This is a genomic window from Kitasatospora sp. NPDC101183, from assembly GCF_044767945.1.
Lineage (GTDB): Bacteria > Actinomycetota > Actinomycetes > Streptomycetales > Streptomycetaceae > Kitasatospora.
In genome coordinates this window covers 347,984-365,608 of sequence record NZ_JBIWOW010000005.1, presented here as the reverse complement: position 1 = coordinate 365,608, position 17,625 = coordinate 347,984, and the positions used below count along the sequence as shown (strand labels likewise).

Sequence of the window (17,625 nt, the reverse complement as noted above, 5' to 3'; positions counted from 1 at the left end):
CGGCCGCCCGCCCCCCGGGAGCGGCCCCGGACCCTGGAGTCACCCTCGTGAGAGCCGTCCTCCCCGCCCGCATCCTCACCGCCGCCACCGCCGCGGCCGCCCTCACCCTCGCCGCCGCCCCCGTCGCCTTCGCCGCACCCGGCGACAACGGCGACGTCAAGGTGCACGACAGCACCACGCCGGTGACCGACCAGGCCGACAACCCCAAGGTCTGCAAGTTCTACCTGGACGCCTTCAACTTCGACACCATCCAGCAGGTGAACTGGACGATCGAGCAGCAACCGCCGACCGGCACCGCCCAGGTGCTCGCCGGGTCGATCACGCTCGTGGGCGGCACCGGAGCGACGGGCCTGTTCAGCCTGCCGGACGGGCACTACAAGCTCGACTGGACGTTCGTCGGCGAGAACGGCAGCGCGAAGCACAAGGTCTTCGAGGTCTCCTGTGCGACCTCCTCGCCGTCGCCCTCGTCGTCGCCGTCCTCCTCTCCCTCCGGCTCCCACTCGCCGTCTCCGTCCACCTCCCCCGGGACATCCCCCGGCGCCTCGCCCAGCACCTCCCCGGGCACCTCCCCCGGCGCCTCCCCCAGCGGCGGGCCGCACGGCGGGGTCGGCACCGGCGGCGGCGGCACCTCCGGGCCCGACGCGGCCGAGGTGCTCGGCGGCGGCGTGCTGCTCGCCGGTGCGGGCGCGCTCGGCGTCCGTGCGCTGCGCCGCCGCAACGGGCGCAATGCCGCGTCCTGACCGACCCGCCCGCGCACCGCGCGTCGGCCCCGGCCGCTGGACGGCCGGGGCCCTCGCGCTGGCGCTCGCGGCGGGGGGCGGGTGGCTCGTCCTCCACGGCACCGCCGACCGCACCGGGCCCCCGCTGCCGGCACCCGCGCCCGTTCCCTCGGTGACGCCCAGCGCCGCCCCCACTCCGACGCCCGCTCCCGCCCCGTCGCTCCCGCCCTCCTTCCCGCCCCTGGCCGCCTCCGTACCGACCCGCATCCGCATCCCGGCCATCAAGGTCGACGCCCCGGTCACCGGCCTCGGCCTGACCCCCGCCCACCAGATCGCCACCCCGCCCATGGACCAGCGCAACCTCACCGGCTGGTACCGCGACGGCCCCGCCCCCGGCGCCGCCGGCGCCGCCCTCGTCGTCGGCCACGCGGACAACCGCAGCGGCCCGGCGGTCTTCTACCGCCTCGGGCTGCTGCGCCCCGGCGACACCGTCGAGGTCGCCCGCAAGGACCGGCGCACGGCCGTCTTCACCGTCGACGCCGTCCGGGTCTTCCCGAAGCAGGACTTCCCCGACACCCTCGTCTACGGAGGCGTCCCCACCCGCTCCGACCTGCGCCTGATCACCTGCGGCGGCCGCTTCGACCGCCGCACCGGGTACGAGTCCAACACCGTCGTCTTCGCCCACCTCAGCGCCACCCGCGGCTGACCGCCACGGCCGGGTGGCAGGAGGTGGCAGCGGGGTGGCAGTGGCGTGTCAGTCGGCTGCCGGGGCTGTGAGCCCGCTGCCGGTGAGGTGTCGGCGCGGCCCCGCAACCTTGGTCGCAGAGCCCGCCGGGCAACCCGCCCGGCAGGCCGCGACGGCCAAGGAGTTTCAATGACCACGGACACCCCCGGCATCACGATCATCGGCGCCGGACTCGGCGGCCTCACCCTCGCCCGGGTCCTGCACGTCCACGGCGTCCGCGCCACCGTCTACGAGGCCGACGCCTCCCCCGACGCGCGCCCGCAGGGCGGCCTCCTCGACATCCACGACCACAACGGCCGGATCGCCCTGCGCGCCGCCGGCCTCGACGAGGAGTTCCGCGCCCTCGTCCTCCACGGCCGCCAGGCCATGCGCATCCTCGACCGGAACGCGAACCTGCGCTACGAACGCAGTGACGACGGCACCGGCGGACGCCCCGAGGTCCAGCGCGGCGACCTGCGCCGGATGCTCCTCGACTCGCTCCCGGCAGGCACCGTCCGCTGGGGGCACAAGGTCAGCGGCGTACGCGCGCTGGGCCGCGGCCGCCACGAGGTGGGCTTCACCGACCACCCGTCCGTCACCACCACCGTGCTGGTCGGCGCGGACGGCGCCTGGTCCCGCGTCCGGCCGCTGCTCTCCCCCGCCGTCCCCCGGTACAGCGGCATGTCCTTCGTCGAGACCTACCTCCACGACGCCGACACCCGCCACCCCGCGGCCGCCGAACTGGTCGGCGACGGAGGGATGTTCGCCATCGACCCCGGCCAGAGGCAGCTCGGCGCCCACCGCGAGAAGGGCTCCACGCTGCACGCCTACGTCGCGCTGCGCAAGCCGCGCGAGTGGTTCGACGCCATCGACTTCGGCGACCCCTCCGCCGCCACCGCCGGCATCCTGCGCGAGTTCGACGGCTGGGCCCCGGACCTCACCGCGCTGATCAGCGCGAGCGACACCCCGCCGCTCTTCCGCCCCATCCACACCCTGCCCATCCCCCACCGCTGGGACCAGGTGCCCGGCACCACCCTGATCGGCGACGCCGCCCACCTCTCCCCGCCCGACGGCGAGGGCGCCAACCTCGCCATGCTCGACGCCGCCGAACTCGCCCAGGCCCTCGCGGCCCACCCCGACGCCCCTGACACGGCCATCGCCACCTACGAACGCGCCATGTTCCCCCGCTCGGCCGACCACGGCCCCACCACCGAACCCGGGACCGCCGTCGACCCGGCCCTCCAGGACGTCATCGACTTCTTCACGTACACCCCGCAGACCGCCTAGACCTTCCCCGCCCGCCCTCTTTCCCCCGCCGCCCCGCCCGCCCCCGGGCGGGGCGGCATTGCCCTCACCACCAGCTGCTCCAAGGCGAATTGACCACCAACCCGCACGCAAACCCACCCCCGAACGGAGCGCCTCTCCCCCACCACTCGCTGCCCCAGCGCACATTGACCACCTCGCCCCAAGGTGGGCGGCAGCTACAAGGCGAGGGGAAGAAGTGCCACCGAGGATGCGCTCCGGGCCGGACGCCCTGAGCGCGCATCGATAGCAGCCGTCCCCAGCACGAGCGCGGGGGACGGCAACGGAAGCCACAACCCAGGCAGGCGACCGTCGCCCCCGGGGGCGACGCGTGCGTAGGAAGTCGGCCACGTCGACTTCCTACGCACAGAGGAAGCCAGCTCGCCCACAGGCGAGCAACCGAGGTGACCCCGGGCGGCAGTAGCCATCCCCCGCAATGGCGCAGGAAGTCGGCCCGGTCGACTTCCCGCGCACACCGGTGGCCTGGCTGGCGCGGCGGACGCCAGCCAGGCCACGTACAAGCGAGCGAACCAAGCAAGGCGGCCTGGGCAAGCACGACCGGTAGCCGCCGTCCCCCGCCATGAGGGGGACGGCAAGGCAAGCCACGCGGCCCGGCCACACCAGGCAGGTGACGACCTTCCCCAAGGGCAGGCCCGTGGGAAAGTGGCCGCGCAAGAAGCCAGCCCTCGCGCGAGCGAGCGGCCGAGGTCGCCCCCCATGGGGCGCGCAGCCCGTCCCCACACCTGTGCGCAGGAAGTCGGCCACATCGACTTCCCGTGCACAGGCAAGCAACCGAGGTCACCCTGAGCGGCAGCCGCCCCGCCTGCGCAGGAAGTCGGCCAGGTCGACTTCCTGCGCAGGAGGCCTGTTGGGGTGGGCTAGTAGGACTTGGGGAGGCCGAGGGTGTGTTGGGCGACGTAGTTGAGGATCATTTCGCGGCTCACCGGGGCGACGCGGCCGACCCTCGTGGCGGCGAGGAGGGCGCCGAGGCCGTATTCCTGGGTGAGGCCGTTGCCGCCGAGGGTCTGGACGGCCTGGTCGACGGTGCGGGCGGCGGCTTCGCCGGCCGCGTACTTGGCCATGTTGGCGGCCTCGCCGGCCGCGAGGTCCTCGCCGGCGTCGTAGAGGAGGCCGGCCTTCTGGGTCATGAGGCGGGCGAGTTCGATCTCGACGGCGCACTGGGCGAGGGGGTGGGCGAGGCCCTGGTGGGCGCCGATGGGGGTGGACCAGACGGTGCGGGTCTTCGCGTAGTCGACGGCCTTGCCGAGGGCCTGGCGGGCGAGGCCGAGGGAGAAGGCGGCGGTGAGGATGCGCTCGGGGTTGAGGCCGGCGAAGAGCTGCAGCAGGCCCGCGTTCTCGTCGCCGACGAGGGCGTCGGCGGGCAGCCGGACGTCGTCGAGGAAGACCTGGAACTGCTTCTCGGGGGCGATGAGTTCCATCGGAATCGCCCGGTACTCGAAGCCGGGGGTCTCGCGCGGGACGACGAACAGGCAGGGCTTGAGCTTGCCGGTGCGGGCGTCCTCGGTGCGGGCGACGAACAGGACGGCGTCGGAGTGGTCGATGCCGGAGACGAAGACCTTGCGGCCCGTGAGCAGCCAGTCCTCGCCGTCGCGGCGGGCGACGGTGGAGATGCGGTGGGAGTTGGAGCCGGCGTCGGGTTCGGTGATGCCGAAGGCCATCTTCCGTGTGCCGTCGGCGAGTCCGGGCAGCCAGCGGCGCTTCTGCTCCTCGGTGCCGTAGCGGGCGATGACGGTGCCGCAGATGGCCGGGGAGACGATGAGCAGCAGCAACGGGCAGCCAGCGGTGCCGAGTTCCTCCAGGACGATGGCGAGGTCGGTGATGCCGCCGCCCCCGCCGCCGTACTCGGCGGGCAGGTTGACGCCGAGGTAGCCGGCCTTGCCGGCTTCGGCCCACAGCTCCTCGGCGGGCTCGCCCGCGCGGGCCTTGGCGAGGTAGTACGCGGAGCCGTAGCGGCGGCCGAGGTCGCCGACGGCCTTGCGCAGGTCGCGGCGTTCGGGGGTTTCGAGGAGCTGGCTGCCGATGCTGGTCATGCGGGTTCCTCTGTCTCGGAGGTCTCGGATGTCTCGGAGGTGGTCTTGACGACCGCGAGCAGGGCGCCGAGTTCGACCTGGCGGCCGGGTTCGGCGCGGAGTTCGACGAGGACGCCGTCCGCGGGGGCGGTGATGCGGTGCTCCATCTTCATCGCCTCCAGGACGAGCAGGCTCTGCCCGGCGGTGACGGTCTCGCCCACGGCGGCGGTGGTCCGCACGACGGTGCCGGGCATGGGGGCGAGCAGGGCGCCGGGGTCGGTGCGGACGGCGGGTTCGGGGTGGCGGGGCAGGGCGGTGAGGGTGACGGACCCGGTGGCGGTGTCCACGTATACCTGGTCGCCGTGGCGGGCGAGGTGGTAGCCGCGCCGCAGGCCGTTCGCGCGGAGGACGACGAACTCCGGCTCGGCGCTGAGGAGTTCGACACCTGGGTGGCTCTCGGCCCGCAGGCCGTCGCGGGTGTGGCGGTAGCGCACCTCCACCTCCCCGCCACCCGGGGCCCGGTAGCGCTTGACCTGCGGCTGGGAGGGCAGGTTGCGCCAGCCGGAGGGCAGTGGGGTGCGCCGGGCGGCGGCGTCGGCGAGGGCGGCGGCCAGGGCGGCGCGCGGCACGCCCGATTCGTCCGGTCCGGTGAGCTCCGCCGCGTGTTCGGCGAGGAAGCCGGTGTGCAACCGCCCGTCCAGGAAGGCCGGGTGGCGCAGGGCGCGTACCAGCGTGTCCCGGTTGGTGGCGGGCCCGTGGACGCGGGCGCGGGCGAGCGCGTCGGCGAGGCGGCGGGCGGCGGCGGCGCGGGTGGGGGCCCAGGCGATGACCTTGGCGAGCATGGGGTCGTAGTGGGGGGTGATCTCGTCGCCGGATCGGAACCCAGCGTCCAGGCGCAGACCCGCGCCACCGAACTCCTCGTGCGGGCCGGTGAGTTCGAGCCGGTGGAGGGTGCCGGTGGAGGGTCGCCAGCCGTGGGCCGGGTCCTCGGCGTAGAGGCGGGCCTCGATCGCGTGGCCGGTGGTGGGCGGAGGGACGGGCCCGGGCAGCGGTTCGCCTTCGGCGACGGCGAGTTGGAGCGCGACGAGGTCGAGGCCGGTGACGGCCTCGGTGACGGGGTGCTCGACCTGGAGGCGGGTGTTCATCTCCAGGAACCAGAACCGGCCGTCGCCACCGAGGAGGAACTCGGCGGTGCCGGCGCCCCGGTAGCCGATCGCCCGCGCGGCGTCGACGGCGGCCGTGTGCAGCGCGGCCCGGACGGCGGGCGCGAGGCCGGGGGCGGGGGCCTCCTCGACGACCTTCTGGTGGCGGCGCTGGAGCGAGCAGTCCCGGTCGCCGACGGCCCAGACGGTGCCGTGGGCGTCGGCCATCAGCTGCACCTCGACGTGCCGGCCGTCGGGCAGGTAGCGCTCGCAGAACACCTCGGCGTCACCGAAGGCGCTCGCGGCCTCGGCCCGGGCGGCCTCCAACTCGCCCGGCAGGTCGGCGAGTCGGCGGACGACGCGCATCCCCCGCCCGCCGCCGCCCGCCGCGGCCTTGACCAGCAGCGGCAGGTCCGCCTCGACGGGATCGGCGAGGGCGGTCAGCACGGGCACGCCCGCCTCGGCCATCAGCGCCTTGGCGGCGGTCTTGGAGCCCATGGCGGCGATCGCGGCGGGCGGCGGGCCGACCCAGGTGAGGCCCGCGTCGAGGACGGCCTGCGCGAACTCGGCGTTCTCGGCGAGGAATCCGTACCCGGGGTGGACGGCGTCGGCCCCGGCGGCGAGGGCGGCGGCCACGATCAGGTCGCCGCGCAGGTAGGTGTCGGCGGGCGCCGCGCCGGGCAGCCGTACGGCGGTGTCGGCCTCGCGCACGTGCGGGGCGCCGGCGTCCGGGTCGGAGTGGACGGCGGTGGTGGCGATGCCCAGCTCCCGGCAGGTGCGGAAGACGCGGCGGGCGATCTCGCCCCGGTTGGCGACCAGCAGGTTGCCGATCAGCGGGTTAGTGATCATCAGGGATTCCCTCACATCCGGAAGACGCCGTAGCCGCGCGCGCCCTCGACGGGCGCGTTGTGGATCGCCGACAGGCACAGGCCCAGCACCGTCCGGGTGTCGCGCGGGTCGATCACGCCGTCGTCGTAGAGCCGGCCGGACAGGAAGACGGGCAGCGACTCGGCCTCGATCTGCTGCTCGACCATCGCCCGGATCGCCTCGTCCGCCTCCTCGTCGTACGGGCGGCCCTTCGCCGCCGCGGACTGGCGGGCGACGATGGAGAGCACCCCGGCGAGCTGCTGCGGGCCCATCACGGCGGACTTGGCACTCGGCCAGGCGAACAGGAACCGCGGCTCGTACGCCCGGCCGCACATCCCGTAGTGCCCGGCGCCGTAGGAGGCGCCCATCAGGACGGACAGGTGCGGGACGGTGGAGTTGGAGACGGCGTTGATCATCATCGCGCCGTGCTTGATGATGCCGCCCTGCTCGTAGTCCTTGCCGACCATGTAGCCGGTGGTGTTGTGCAGGAACAGCAGCGGGGTGTGGCGCTGGTTGGCCAACTGGATGAACTGGGCGGCCTTCTGGGACTCCTGGCTGAACAGCACGCCCTGCGCGTTGGCGAGGACGCCGACCGGGTACCCGTGCAGGCGCGCCCAGCCGGTGGCCAGGCTGCTGCCGTACAGCGGCTTGAACTCGTCGAAGTCGGAGCCGTCGACGATCCGGGCGATCACCTCGCGCGGGTCGAAGGGCACCTTGAGGTCGCCTGGGACGATGCTGAGCAGTTCCTCCTCGGCGTACCGGGGTGGCTCGGCGTACGGGTCCGGGCCGGGGCCGGGCTTGCGGTGGTCGAGGCGGGCGACGATGCGGCGGGCCAGGCGCAGCGCGTCCGCCTCGTCCACGGCGAAGTGGTCGGCCAGGCCGGAGGTGCGGGCGTGCATCTCGGCGCCGCCGAGGGACTCGTCGTCGGCCTCCTCGCCGGTGGCCATCTTGACCAGCGGCGGGCCGCCGAGGAAGACCTTGGCGCGCTCCTTGACCAGCACGGTGTGGTCGGACATGCCGGGCACGTACGCGCCGCCGGCGGTGGAGTTGCCGAACACCACGGCCACGGTGGGGATTCCGGCGGCGGAGAGCCGGGTGAGGTCGCGGAAGAGGGCGCCGCCGGGGATGAAGATCTCCTTCTGGCTGGGCAGGTCGGCGCCGCCGGACTCGACCAGGTTGACCAGCGGGAGGCGGTTGGCGAGGGCGATCTCGTGGGCGCGCAGGGCCTTGCGCAGCGTCCACGGGTTGCTGGCGCCGCCGCGCACGGTGGGGTCGTTGGCGGTGATCACGCACTCCACGCCCTCGATCACGCCGATGCCGGTGACCAGCGCGGCGCCCACGGGGTGGTCGCTGCCCCAGGCGGCGAGCGGGGACAGCTCCAGGAACGGCGAGTCCTCGTCGACGAGCAGCTCGATGCGCTCGCGCGCGAGCAACTTGCCGCGCCCCCGGTGCCGTTCGACGTACCGCTCGCCGCCGCCGGCCAGGGCCTTGGCGTGCTCGGCGTCCAGCTCGGCCAGCTTGGCGAGCATCGCGGCCCGGTGCTCGGCGTGCTCGGCGCCCGCCGGGTCGACGCGGGTGGGAAGGACGGTCACAGGAGGACCTCCGGGATGTCGAGGTGGCGGGCGCGCAGCCACTCGCCGAGTGCCTTGGCCTGGGGGTCGAAGCGGTGCTGGGCGGCGACGCCCTCGCCGAGCAGGCCGGTGACGACGAAGTTGAGGGCGCGCAGGTTCGGCAGCAGGTGCCGGGTGACGGGCAACTCGGTGGTCTCGGGCAGGAGTTCGCGCAATCGTGACACCGTGAGGGTGTGGGCGAGCCAGCGCCAGCCCTCCTCGGTGCGGGCCCAGACGCCGAGGTTGGCGTCGCCGCCCTTGTCGCCGCTGCGGGCGCCGGCGACGAGGCCGAGCGGGGCGCGGCGGGTCGGGCCTACGGGGAGGGGTGGCGGCAACTCGTGCTCCACCGGGGACGGTTGGGAGGTGCGGGGCGCGGGCGGGACGGCGAGGCGGCGGCCGTCGGGCAGGACGGCGGTGTGCTCGACGAGCTTCGCGTCCACGTGCGCGGCGGTGAACACCCCGTACGGCGCGCCCGGGCCCGGCGGGGCGGTGAGGTGGAAGCCGGGGTATCCGGCGAGGGCCAACTCCACGGCGGTCTTGCCGAGTTCGCGGCCGACCTTCGCCGGGTCGGCGTCGCGGGCGGTGAGCCGGAGGTACGCGGAGGCGGCCTCCTCGGTGTCGGCGTCGGGGTGGTCGGTGCGGGCGAGGGTCCAGCGCAGCTCGGCCGGGCGGGCCCCGGGGGGCGTCGCCTCCTCGAACTGCCGGCGGACGAGGGCGGCCTTGGCCTCGATGTCGAGGCCGGTGAGGACGAAGACGACCTCGTTGCGGTGGCCGCCGAGGCGGTTGAGGCCGACCTTGAGGGTGGCCGGCGGGGCCTCGCCGCGCACGCCGTCGATGCGGACCCTGTCGGGGCCCTCCTCGGTGAGGCGGACGGTGTCGAGGCGGGCGGTGACGTCGGGGCCGAGGTAGTGCGATCCGCCGGTCTCGTAGAGGAGTTGGGCGGTGACGGTGCCGGTGGTGACGGCGCCGCCGGTGCCGGGGTGCTTGGTGACGACGCTGGAGCCGTCGGCGTGGAGCTCGGCGACCGGGAAGCCGGGGCGGGTGAGGTCGTGCTCGCGGAAGAACTCGCGGAAGAAGGCGTAGTTGCCGCCGGTGACCTGGGCGCCGCACTCCAGGACGTGCCCGGCGACGACGGCCCCGGCGAGGACGTCGAGGTCGGCGGGCGTCCAGCCGAAGCGGGCGATCCCGGGGCCGACGACCAGCGCGGCGTCGGTGACCCGCCCGGTGACCACCACGTCCGCCCCTGCGGAGAGGCAGGCGGCGACGCCGAAGGCCCCGAGGTAGGCGTTGGCCGCCAACAGGCCCTCGGGCAAGCCGAGTTCGGCGCGGCGGGCGAGGACGTCGTCGCCCTCGACATGGGCGACGGCCGCCTCGACCCCCAACCGCCCCGCCAGCCGCCGCAGTTCCTCGGCGAGCCGGGCCGGGTTCAGCCCACCCGCGTTGACCACGATCTTCACGCCGCGCTCGCGCGCCAGGCCGAGACACTCCTCCATCTGCCGCAGGAACGTCCGGGCGTACCCGAGCGACGGGTCCTTCAGCCGGTCGCGGGCCAGGATCAGCATGGTCAGCTCGGCCAGGTAGTCCCCGGTGAGCACGTCCAGCGGCCCACCGGTGAGCATCTCCCGCACCGCCTCGAACCGGTCCCCGTAGAACCCCGAGGCGTTCCCGATCCGCAGAACCGTCCGCCCGTGCGCCAAAACGCCTCCCCTGCCCCTGGGTTGGCGGCGCTCCCACACGAGCGCCGCCGCGCAGCAGCGTGGCACCGGTGAAAGAAAAAAGCAATCAAGCCTGCTTGTTTCCCAGCATCCGTCGCCTGCGTGGGCGCTGGATCCGGTGCGACTGGAAGTCGTAGTTGGCGGTTGGAAGGCATAGTTGGCGGATCACTAGCTCCGCTACGCCGTGTGATGATGAGCCGGGACACGTTAGTTGGAACCTGGCCATGCATGTTGGAACCAGAGGCGCCGGCGTCTGGTCTCCGTGGAGGAGGCTTCTTGTCGCTGCCTGCATGTAGCTTCCTTGCATGGCCAGGTATGCGGATCCAGGGGCGGTCGAATGGGTGGAGTCCAGCGGTGGTCCGTTGGTGGTCATTCCTGAGTCGGCGCTGCCGTCCTGGCTCGGGTCGGACAGCGACGAGCCCGGGGCCGACTACGACAGCGCCTGTGAAGTTGATGACTGGATCGGCCTCATCCCAGTTGGCGGCGAGGCTGGCCTGGTTCTCGGCGGCGAACCCGCCTCGACAGCGTTCCTTCCTGAGCACGGACTGTTCGTGCGCTGGTGCGCCGCAGAGTCGGAGGCAGAGTTCCTGGAAGGAGTTGGCGCTGCGGTTGAGGTGGCCGACTGGGAGTCAGAGCTGTTCTGGGACGTGTCGGGATCGGTGGTCTTGTTCGATGCCGTGTGGGCAGGCAGCGAGTTCGAGGGAGAGGATCACGTCCGTGTGCCACTGGAGCCCGGACGTTATGCCGTGCGTGCGGCGTATGTGGAGTCCGATCCGTTGACCTCGCTCGTTCTGGTGCAGTTGCGTTGCCTCCCGTAGTTCACGAAGCGTCGCATTCGATCTCTTGGATGAGGTGCTCGGCGTGTTCGAGCAGGAGTCCGCGTAATGCCGTGAAGTGATGGATTCGACCTGGGCGGGCGAGTTTGGCCCAGGTACTGCTGCGCTGGTTGAGCCATACTCTCCGGAGTTCTTCGGGTTGTTCTGCCTCGATCGGGCGGGGCGCGAAGAGCGGCTCGCCGCGTGTGACCTGTGCCCAGACGAACGCGGATGCCTCTTGGCGCTTTCGGTCGTCCAGGTTGGGCTGGATGTGACCGGGGACAGACGGTAGGCGGCTGGTGATCTCTTGCCAGATGTCGCGAGTCAGAGCCCAGTTGTGGAGTGCTTCGCGGCGTCTGCGGTAGTTGATCGGGGTCGCGATGGCGTCCAGGTCGCGGGCCAGGTTGCGTAGGGCTCTGGTGAAGTCCGTCGGCCCGTGGTCGTGCATCCACCGGTGGAGCCCGGTTGTCGTGCTGTACTGGCCTCCCATGGGGTTGATGCCGAGGTAGTCGGCCGCGTCACCCATGGCTCCGCCTGCCGTCCACTGGACGAGGAGGACGGCTCCGAGCCGGCGCATGGACTTGGCGTAGGGGCCGGGCTCAAGCGGTGCGAGGTGCTTGTCGAACCAGTCCCGTTCCAGGAGCGCTGGGACGTTCTCGGGGCGGTAGCCGTCGGTGCGGTCGGGGACTCTGGTCCCGCGCGGGCTGGTGCGCCGGTAGGAGCGGGTACTCGTTGCGGCCGCCTGCCGAAGCCTCTCCGAGCACGAGGCCCGGTGCCGGTCGAAGACCTGCGTCCAGGGAGTTCTGCTGCGGCTCCCGTCCCATGCCTCCCGCGTGTGCCGGGCCAGTATTTCGTCGAGGTCGGGGGCGTCGAGCAGGACCGACGCGGCGGTCAGCAGGCCGGCTGCCGCGATCGCCTCCCTGGGTGGCCTGTCGAGTGCCTGCTTCCCGCCCGCGCCGAGTGCTTGGACGTGTTCGTCGACTGCCTCGCGGGCCGGGGGGTCGAGCATGTCCCGGCTGTTGGGCCAGGTGGTGCAGAGCAATGAGGTGATCACGCGCAGGTCGGTGAACCGGGAGGAGGACTCCTCGGTGGGTCGGCCGGGGGTGAGGAGGTCGAGCAGGTCCCGCTGTGTCTGGAGCATGCTGGTGCTGGGACGAAGCGCTCCAGCGGGGTCGTGCCGCTCCAGGCGAGCTCCGCAGGAGCGGCCCGTCCGGCCTCTTCCCAGGGTTGTGTCCGGGTCGTCGAAGGAAGCAGGGAGCCGGCACTGGGCCGGGTGGAGGGGGCCGTCTGCGGCCTGGGCGATCAGGTGGGGAAGTGTCCGTCGGAGTTCGTGGCCCTGTGGGCAGCCGTGCTGGAGGAAGACCTCGTGGATGGGGCAGGCGAAGGTGATGGGCAGGTGCCAGGTCGTCTTCCAGGCCCCGCCGTGCTGCCGCAGGGGGCCGCTGTCGCCGGCGAGGCATTGCGGGCAGTAGCGGGGGAAGTCGTTGAACAGCCAGTCCTCCCGTGCTCGTGGGCGGTCGGGGCTCGTGAGTGCCCGGGCGATGGGTGGATAGCGGTCCTGCCAGGGAAGGAACGTCAGTCCTGCGGTTTCGTCCTGGGTCAGTCGGGTGGCCCGGGCGAAGCGGTTGATGTTGAGGTCGAGCAGGAGCCGTCGTCCCAGCGCTGTCTCCGTGGGTCCTTTGATACCGGTCAGCCGGGCGAACCGGATGGGTGAGAGGCGGAGGCGGTGGGCCAGCCTCAGGAGGTAGCCGCCGAGCGATTCGTCGGGCAGGGGGTCCAGGCTCCGCCCCAGGGGCCGGTCGCGTCGGGGGTGCTCAGCCATCGGCGGCCTGCTGTTTGCCGTGGTCGTCGAAGACCGTGTTGTGTCCTCTCCTGGGCTTCTTCGGTGGCTGGACGTTCTGCGGGATCTCCGGGACCTCGCCGGCCTCGGGGTCCAGGTCGGCGAGGTTGCCCAGGCGGATCGAGGTCCGGGCCAGCAGTTCCGGGGTGAGCCGTTCCTCGCGGCTGGTGATCGCCTCGGTGCAGCCGTCCTCGATCAGCCGCCGCAGCAGGCCCACGATGCCGTGCGTGCGCCGGAACAGGTACTCGGGCATCTCGCCTTCGGTGAGCATCCCCTCGAAGGAGCGGAACAGCCGCAGCTGGTCCTCGATCCCGGCGAGGTGGTCCAGGAACGCGGTGATCCCGGTGGGGGTGGTGTAGTCGAACGGGTCGAGGTCGACCATGTCGAAGCGCCGCTCGGTCTGGGTGGAGGCGGCCTCGTTGTGGCTCTTGCCGCGCTTGACGTCGGGGAAGACCCACTGCTTGGTGCGCGGGTCGATGTAGGCGCCGCGCAGGAGGCCAGAGTGCGGGATGTCGACGCCGATCAGCACCAGCGTCACGTTCTGGTCCATCAGCTCGCGGATCAGGTCCAGGGTGTCCTGGTCGTCACCGCGATGGAGCCGGAGCCGGGTCACATCGTCGATGAGCAACGCGGTGGTGTTGTGGTCCCTGACGGCATCGCGGACCGAGCGGATCAGGTCGTCCAGGTTCTTGGGGTGGGGGTCTCCGTAGATGTCCAGGATGGTCTTGCACAACGCCTTCGGGGTCGCACGCACCGGCAGTCGGCAGTAGGCGACCGGCACGAACACATCACGGGCGCCCGGCAGGTGGAGCTGGTCGGGGAGGACCTGCTGGTGGATTGAGCGCCACAGGTCCTCGAAGATCGCCGCAGCGGAGCACGCGGTCTCGGTCTTGCCCTGGAAGCCGCCGCCGTTGACCATCAGGCCGTCGCGGGTGCCGGGCATGAACTTCACCGCGTTGTTCTCCAGGCGCCCGCGCATCAGGTTGGAGACCCGGATGCTCATCGGCGTCTCCTGCAGCCGCATGTTCACGTGCGTGGCGGTGCGGTGCAGGTCGTGCAGACCGCGGCGCCGTGGGCTGAGGTCGGCGTACTCCTGCAGCGAGAGGCGCGGGGCGGGAACGAACGTGTCGCGGATCTGCCGCCACTGCTGCCAGCCCTCCCACCTGGTGCGGTCCGGGGGCGGCCCGATGCGCAGGAACGGGATGATCGGGTTCGCGTCTTCGTCCGGCCGATCGGTCACCGTTGCTCCTCCTCGTCGTTCTGGTCGTCCTCGGGCAGCAGGAAGACGTTGCGTTCCCGGAAGCTGGACCCCAGCGGGGGCGGGATCTTCGGGGTGCCGGGAACGGCGGCCTCCCGCCTGCGGCGGCGTTCGGCGTCGATGCTCTCCCGGGTCTGCCGGGCGCGCTGCGGCCACTGCAGCTCGGTCACCGTCGCCCGCTCGTTCCCGCTCCCGGCCCGCGAGGACGCCGGTGCGGGGCGGTCGCTCTCGGCGGCCTTCGCCTGGGCGACCTCGCGGGCGTGCTCGGTGCGTTGCGACTTGTTCAGCTGGGTGGGCCACTGGCTGACCGGGATGTTGGAGCCGATCAGCTCCAGCAGCACCGGCAGCATTTCCGTGTCGGACTTCGGCTTCATCCCGCAGGCGTCGGCCTTCTTCAGCAGGTCGCGGACGCGGGCGTCGCCGAAGGCCGGCATCTGCCCGACCGCCGGCAGGCCGCTCCAGGCCAGGGGGTGCCAGGCGTGGGTGATCGGATCCTGGAAGAAGACGGCCCGCCGGTCGCGCGGGTCGCGCCGGATCAGCCACTGGCCCTTGTGCTTGCCTCCGCGTGTCGAGCGCTGGCCCCGGTAGTCCCGCAGGACGTCCTGGTCGTCGTACCAAAGTCCGCGGATCTTCACCCCGCGCCGGGCGTCGATGCGCACGTAGTGCGGCGGCAGCAGTTCGTAGAACAGCTCCGGGGAGGGAATCTCCATCGCGAGGCCCGCCTGCGCGAACGAGGCCGCGAACAGCGAGTTCGGGCTGTGGAGCCCGTCCGGATCCCAACTGGGGGCGTATTCGCCCAAATGCCGCCTCTGCCAGACCGAGACGGTCCAGGTGGCGACCAGGTGTTCCATCTCGTCCACCGTCAGCACGGCGTCGGCCGCGGGGTCGACGCCACGGTCGGCGATGTCGACCCCGGTGTAGCCCGTCAGCAGCTCGAACAGCAGCTGTCTGCAGGTGCCGAACGCCCGTTCGCAGGCGGCCTTGTCCTGAGGACGAAGGACACGTGAAGGAAGGATGTTGCAGCCCAGCACGCGCTGCACTTCGACCAGGTGGTGGTTCCGGTAGACGGACCCGTGGTCGGTGGTCACCGTCTCCGGGGTGAAGAACGGCAGGCCCGCGACCTTGTGCCCGGCGAACTCCGAGACCACGGCCGCGGGCAGGCCCGGGTAGGGCCACTCCAGTTCCTCACCCCAGTCCGCGCGCATCGGCAGCGGCATCATCACGTCCCGCAGCAGCATCGCGACGTCCACCGCGGTGTCGGAGACCAGCGTGAGCCGGAACGCGACCAGCGAATGCGTGTATGTGTCGAGGGCGATGGTCAGGTGGGGCTTGACCGGATCGCCGAAGACGCCGTCGCGCACCATGACCGGCAGGACCGTGGTGTCCAGCGCGACAACCTGGCCCGGCCGGTGGACCACCACGTGCCCGTTCTTCATCGGCAGCTCAGCCGACCGCGCATAGCGCTGACGTGCGCCGCCCGAGCCGAACCACTCCTTCCAGACCCGGCAGAGCGTCCGGTAACTCGGCACCTCTGTCGCCGTTTCGGGCTCCTCTCCGGTGTCCGGGTCCTTCGCGTCGAAGGTCTCGCGGACGTACTGCCGGATCATGCGGTCCTTCGTGCGCATCGACACTTTCGCTCCGCGCAGGGTCTCCTCACGGACCGCGAGGATCGCCTCCCGCACCTCCTCCGTCACCGTCCGATGCCCGCCGCTCTCCCGAAGCCAGCGGTCGTCCGCGCACCCGATCAACCCGAACCTTCGGCGCCCGGTCTCCCACCGGATCAGGGTGTGGACGCTGACGGCGTCCAGCCCCAGCAGCCTCGCCTGCTGCCGGTCCACGGCGGCGAGCTCGGCCGCCTTCGCCCGCCGACGACCCGTCAGCGTCGTGGTGTCCGGGTCGTACTCGGGCTTGGGCTCACCCGCTCCCGGCCGCAGCGGATCACCGCTGCGGAACCCGGTCGCCACCTCCAGGAGATGGGCCATCCTCAGCTCGACGAGCGCCAGCCGACCCTCCTTCAGGTCCTCGACGGTCTTGGACTGGCGCCCCCGGTCGGCACCGGCGGACGCTGTTCGCGAAGACGGCCGGCATGCCGGGTGGTTGACCAGGAACCGGAAGCTCACCTGCTGACGGACACCGTCGGCAGCGACGAGTTGGACCCGGCCCAGGTGCGGCTCACGCCGCTCGACCGTCCACTCAGCACCGTCCAGCACCACCCCTGCCCCTGGTGAGAGGTCCAGCACCGCCCCCGCCGCCCTCATGCCACCGCTCCCGCAGCCACCACCACGACCGAGCGGTCAGCCAGCGGTTCGGCCAGGTCGACCCCCAGTCGCCGATGCCAGAGAAGGTGCAGCAGCTGAGCCCGGGCCAGGGGCTCGTAAGTCGCTGTGGCGGCGAGTGCGCCGAATGTCAGGCCCTGCCGCGCGGACTCCAGCAGCGCAGGCCGCAGCCCCAGCGGATCGGACAACGGTCGCCGCTGCGAGGAGAGCGCGTCCAGGGTCGAGCAGATGTGGTCACCCCAGCGGGCGGCCACCGCGTAGTGCCAGCCGCAGGCCAGGGCGACCTCAGCCGACGCGGCGAAGGACTCCCGATCCTTCTCCTCGATCAGCGGTTCAGGGCGCACGTCGATCAGCCAGACGCCCCGCCGGGTCACCGCGAGGAAGTCCGGTGTATGGCTCCGGCGCTTGTCCGCGGTGCCGAACCGCAGCCTCATCGGCTGCGAGACGACGTCGATCAGGTCCCCGGCGAAGTCCAGCGCCAGCAGCAGCCGGGCCTCCTCCAGACTCTCGGCGCCGTGGTGGCGGCCGGTACTGACCAGGAACTGCAGGCCGGGCCGGTGACGCTGGTCCCGCTGCCAGGAGAAGCAGCGGATCGGATCACCGTCCACCACCGGCGTCCGGACGAGGTCCCGCACCGGACAGGACACCTGACCGCCGCCGGTCTTCCACGTCACCGTCCACCGCTCGGTCCAGCCCTCGCCCAGGTCCAGGCCAACCCGGCCGGCTTCTACGGAGACCGGGACGAGAAGTTCGTCCCAAGCGGCGCGGTGTGACCACAACGGCTGAACCGCTGTCGTCCCCGCCGCACCCGCTGCCCTGCGTACGCGCTCGCTTGGTTCCATGCCCCTCAGGAGAGCGGCCAGGGACGCGGCGAGCCCGGGATGTTCGGAACTGGTTCCAACATGAATGGCAATCCACCGCAGGTTGCAAGAAGCATGACCAGACGGTTCCAACAAGCGTGTCCCGACAGGTCAGAATCGTCAGGTCAGCGCACCACCCTGGTTCCAACTATCGTGTCCCGGCTCAGTGACCAACAGTGCTATGGACAGTGAACGAGCTGGCACTACCACCCCGACCTATGCGTCAGGCCAGGCTCGGCCAGCGTCGGAGCGACGGTGTCTATAAGGGGCAGTCTTCGTGCACTACAGCGGGCCCCCTTGGAGGCAGTGCTCATAGTGCTGACCTTCGACTCCATGCAGACCCGGTGGCGCCGACTGGGTGCAGGCGTCCTCGACGAGCTCCACCGAACCTCCCATCGGAGCTACACGCGGTCGGAGATCATTCCTGGAACCACGCATGCCTTGACGCCTCCCACATGCGGACTTGC

At 72.1% G+C, this 17,625-nt stretch carries 12 protein-coding genes; 4 read left to right on the top strand and 8 right to left on the bottom strand.

What is annotated here, in order from left to right; translation table 11 throughout:
• The first annotated feature begins 47 nt into the window (after window positions 1–47).
• The 3 genes from ACIRRS_RS09175 to ACIRRS_RS09165 all read left to right on the top strand — a co-directional run bounded on the left by ACIRRS_RS09175 (window position 48) and on the right by ACIRRS_RS09165 (window position 2,730).
• On the top strand, window positions 48–740 hold the full coding sequence (locus ACIRRS_RS09175; protein ID WP_402967015.1) for a hypothetical protein: 693 nt from the start codon (window positions 48–50) through the stop codon (window positions 738–740).
• On the top strand, window positions 727–1,425 hold the full coding sequence (locus tag ACIRRS_RS09170; protein ID WP_402967013.1) for a class F sortase: 699 nt from the start codon (window positions 727–729) through the stop codon (window positions 1,423–1,425). Before ACIRRS_RS09175 ends, ACIRRS_RS09170 begins: the two co-directional genes overlap by 14 nt.
• Before the next feature lie 168 nt (window positions 1,426–1,593).
• Window positions 1,594–2,730, top strand: coding sequence for an FAD-dependent oxidoreductase (locus tag ACIRRS_RS09165; protein WP_402967011.1), 1,137 nt, complete (start codon window positions 1,594–1,596; stop codon window positions 2,728–2,730).
• Window positions 2,731–3,623: 893 nt separating this feature from the next.
• Here ACIRRS_RS09165 and ACIRRS_RS09160 read toward each other — a convergent pair.
• From ACIRRS_RS09160 to ACIRRS_RS09145, 4 genes are read right to left on the bottom strand one after another with little or no spacing between them, the layout of a single operon-like run.
• Entirely contained in the window at window positions 3,624–4,796 is a 1,173-nt protein-coding gene (locus tag ACIRRS_RS09160; protein ID WP_402967009.1) for an acyl-CoA dehydrogenase family protein, read from the bottom strand.
• Window positions 4,793–6,766: an acetyl/propionyl/methylcrotonyl-CoA carboxylase subunit alpha gene (locus tag ACIRRS_RS09155; protein WP_402967007.1), complete on the bottom strand. Its 1,974-nt coding sequence runs from the start codon at window positions 6,764–6,766 to the stop codon at window positions 4,793–4,795. The genes ACIRRS_RS09160 and ACIRRS_RS09155 overlap by 4 nt, the downstream gene beginning before the upstream one ends.
• Window positions 6,767–6,777: 11 nt before the next feature.
• Entirely contained in the window at window positions 6,778–8,376 is a 1,599-nt protein-coding gene (locus tag ACIRRS_RS09150; protein WP_402967005.1) for an acyl-CoA carboxylase subunit beta, read from the bottom strand.
• Window positions 8,373–10,091, bottom strand: a complete 1,719-nt coding sequence (locus ACIRRS_RS09145; RefSeq protein WP_402967003.1) for an acyclic terpene utilization AtuA family protein — start codon at window positions 10,089–10,091, stop codon at window positions 8,373–8,375. The genes ACIRRS_RS09150 and ACIRRS_RS09145 overlap by 4 nt, the downstream gene beginning before the upstream one ends.
• Window positions 10,092–10,414: 323 nt before the next feature.
• On the opposite strand from ACIRRS_RS09145, the gene ACIRRS_RS09140 reads away from it, so the two are divergent.
• Window positions 10,415–10,927, top strand: a complete 513-nt coding sequence (locus ACIRRS_RS09140; RefSeq protein WP_402967001.1) for an Imm21 family immunity protein — start codon at window positions 10,415–10,417, stop codon at window positions 10,925–10,927.
• Window position 10,928: 1 nt separating this feature from the next.
• On the opposite strand, the gene ACIRRS_RS09135 is transcribed toward ACIRRS_RS09140, so the two are convergent.
• Genes ACIRRS_RS09135 through ACIRRS_RS09120 form a run of 4 tightly spaced genes read right to left on the bottom strand, consistent with a single transcriptional unit; the run spans window position 10,929 to window position 17,140 of the window.
• On the bottom strand, window positions 10,929–12,746 hold the full coding sequence (locus tag ACIRRS_RS09135; RefSeq protein WP_402966999.1) for a TniQ family protein: 1,818 nt from the start codon (window positions 12,744–12,746) through the stop codon (window positions 10,929–10,931).
• Entirely contained in the window at window positions 12,739–14,004 is a 1,266-nt protein-coding gene (locus ACIRRS_RS09130; RefSeq protein WP_402966997.1) for an AAA family ATPase, read from the bottom strand. The genes ACIRRS_RS09135 and ACIRRS_RS09130 overlap by 8 nt, the downstream gene beginning before the upstream one ends.
• Window positions 14,001–16,280: a transposase gene (locus tag ACIRRS_RS09125; RefSeq protein WP_402966995.1), complete on the bottom strand. Its 2,280-nt coding sequence runs from the start codon at window positions 16,278–16,280 to the stop codon at window positions 14,001–14,003. Before ACIRRS_RS09125 ends, ACIRRS_RS09130 begins: the two co-directional genes overlap by 4 nt.
• Entirely contained in the window at window positions 16,277–17,140 is an 864-nt protein-coding gene (locus ACIRRS_RS09120) for a TnsA-like heteromeric transposase endonuclease subunit (RefSeq protein ID WP_402966993.1), read from the bottom strand. The genes ACIRRS_RS09125 and ACIRRS_RS09120 overlap by 4 nt, the downstream gene beginning before the upstream one ends.
• Window positions 17,141–17,625 lie beyond the last annotated feature (485 nt).

Excerpts from the sequence above, each read along its gene's own strand:
- ACIRRS_RS09170 (WP_402967013.1), top strand. The coding sequence starts at position 727 with ATGCCGCGTCCTGACCGACCCGCCCGCGCACCGCGCGTCGGCCCCGGC.
- ACIRRS_RS09165 (WP_402967011.1), top strand. The coding sequence starts at position 1,594 with ATGACCACGGACACCCCCGGCATCACGATCATCGGCGCCGGACTCGGC.
- ACIRRS_RS09160 (WP_402967009.1), bottom strand. The coding sequence starts at position 4,796 with ATGACCAGCATCGGCAGCCAGCTCCTCGAAACCCCCGAACGCCGCGAC.
- ACIRRS_RS09155 (WP_402967007.1), bottom strand. The coding sequence starts at position 6,766 with ATGATCACTAACCCGCTGATCGGCAACCTGCTGGTCGCCAACCGGGGC.
- ACIRRS_RS09140 (WP_402967001.1), top strand. The coding sequence starts at position 10,415 with ATGGCCAGGTATGCGGATCCAGGGGCGGTCGAATGGGTGGAGTCCAGC.
- ACIRRS_RS09135 (WP_402966999.1), bottom strand. The coding sequence starts at position 12,746 with ATGGCTGAGCACCCCCGACGCGACCGGCCCCTGGGGCGGAGCCTGGAC.
- ACIRRS_RS09125 (WP_402966995.1), bottom strand. The coding sequence starts at position 16,280 with ATGAGGGCGGCGGGGGCGGTGCTGGACCTCTCACCAGGGGCAGGGGTG.
- ACIRRS_RS09120 (WP_402966993.1), bottom strand. The coding sequence starts at position 17,140 with ATGGAACCAAGCGAGCGCGTACGCAGGGCAGCGGGTGCGGCGGGGACG.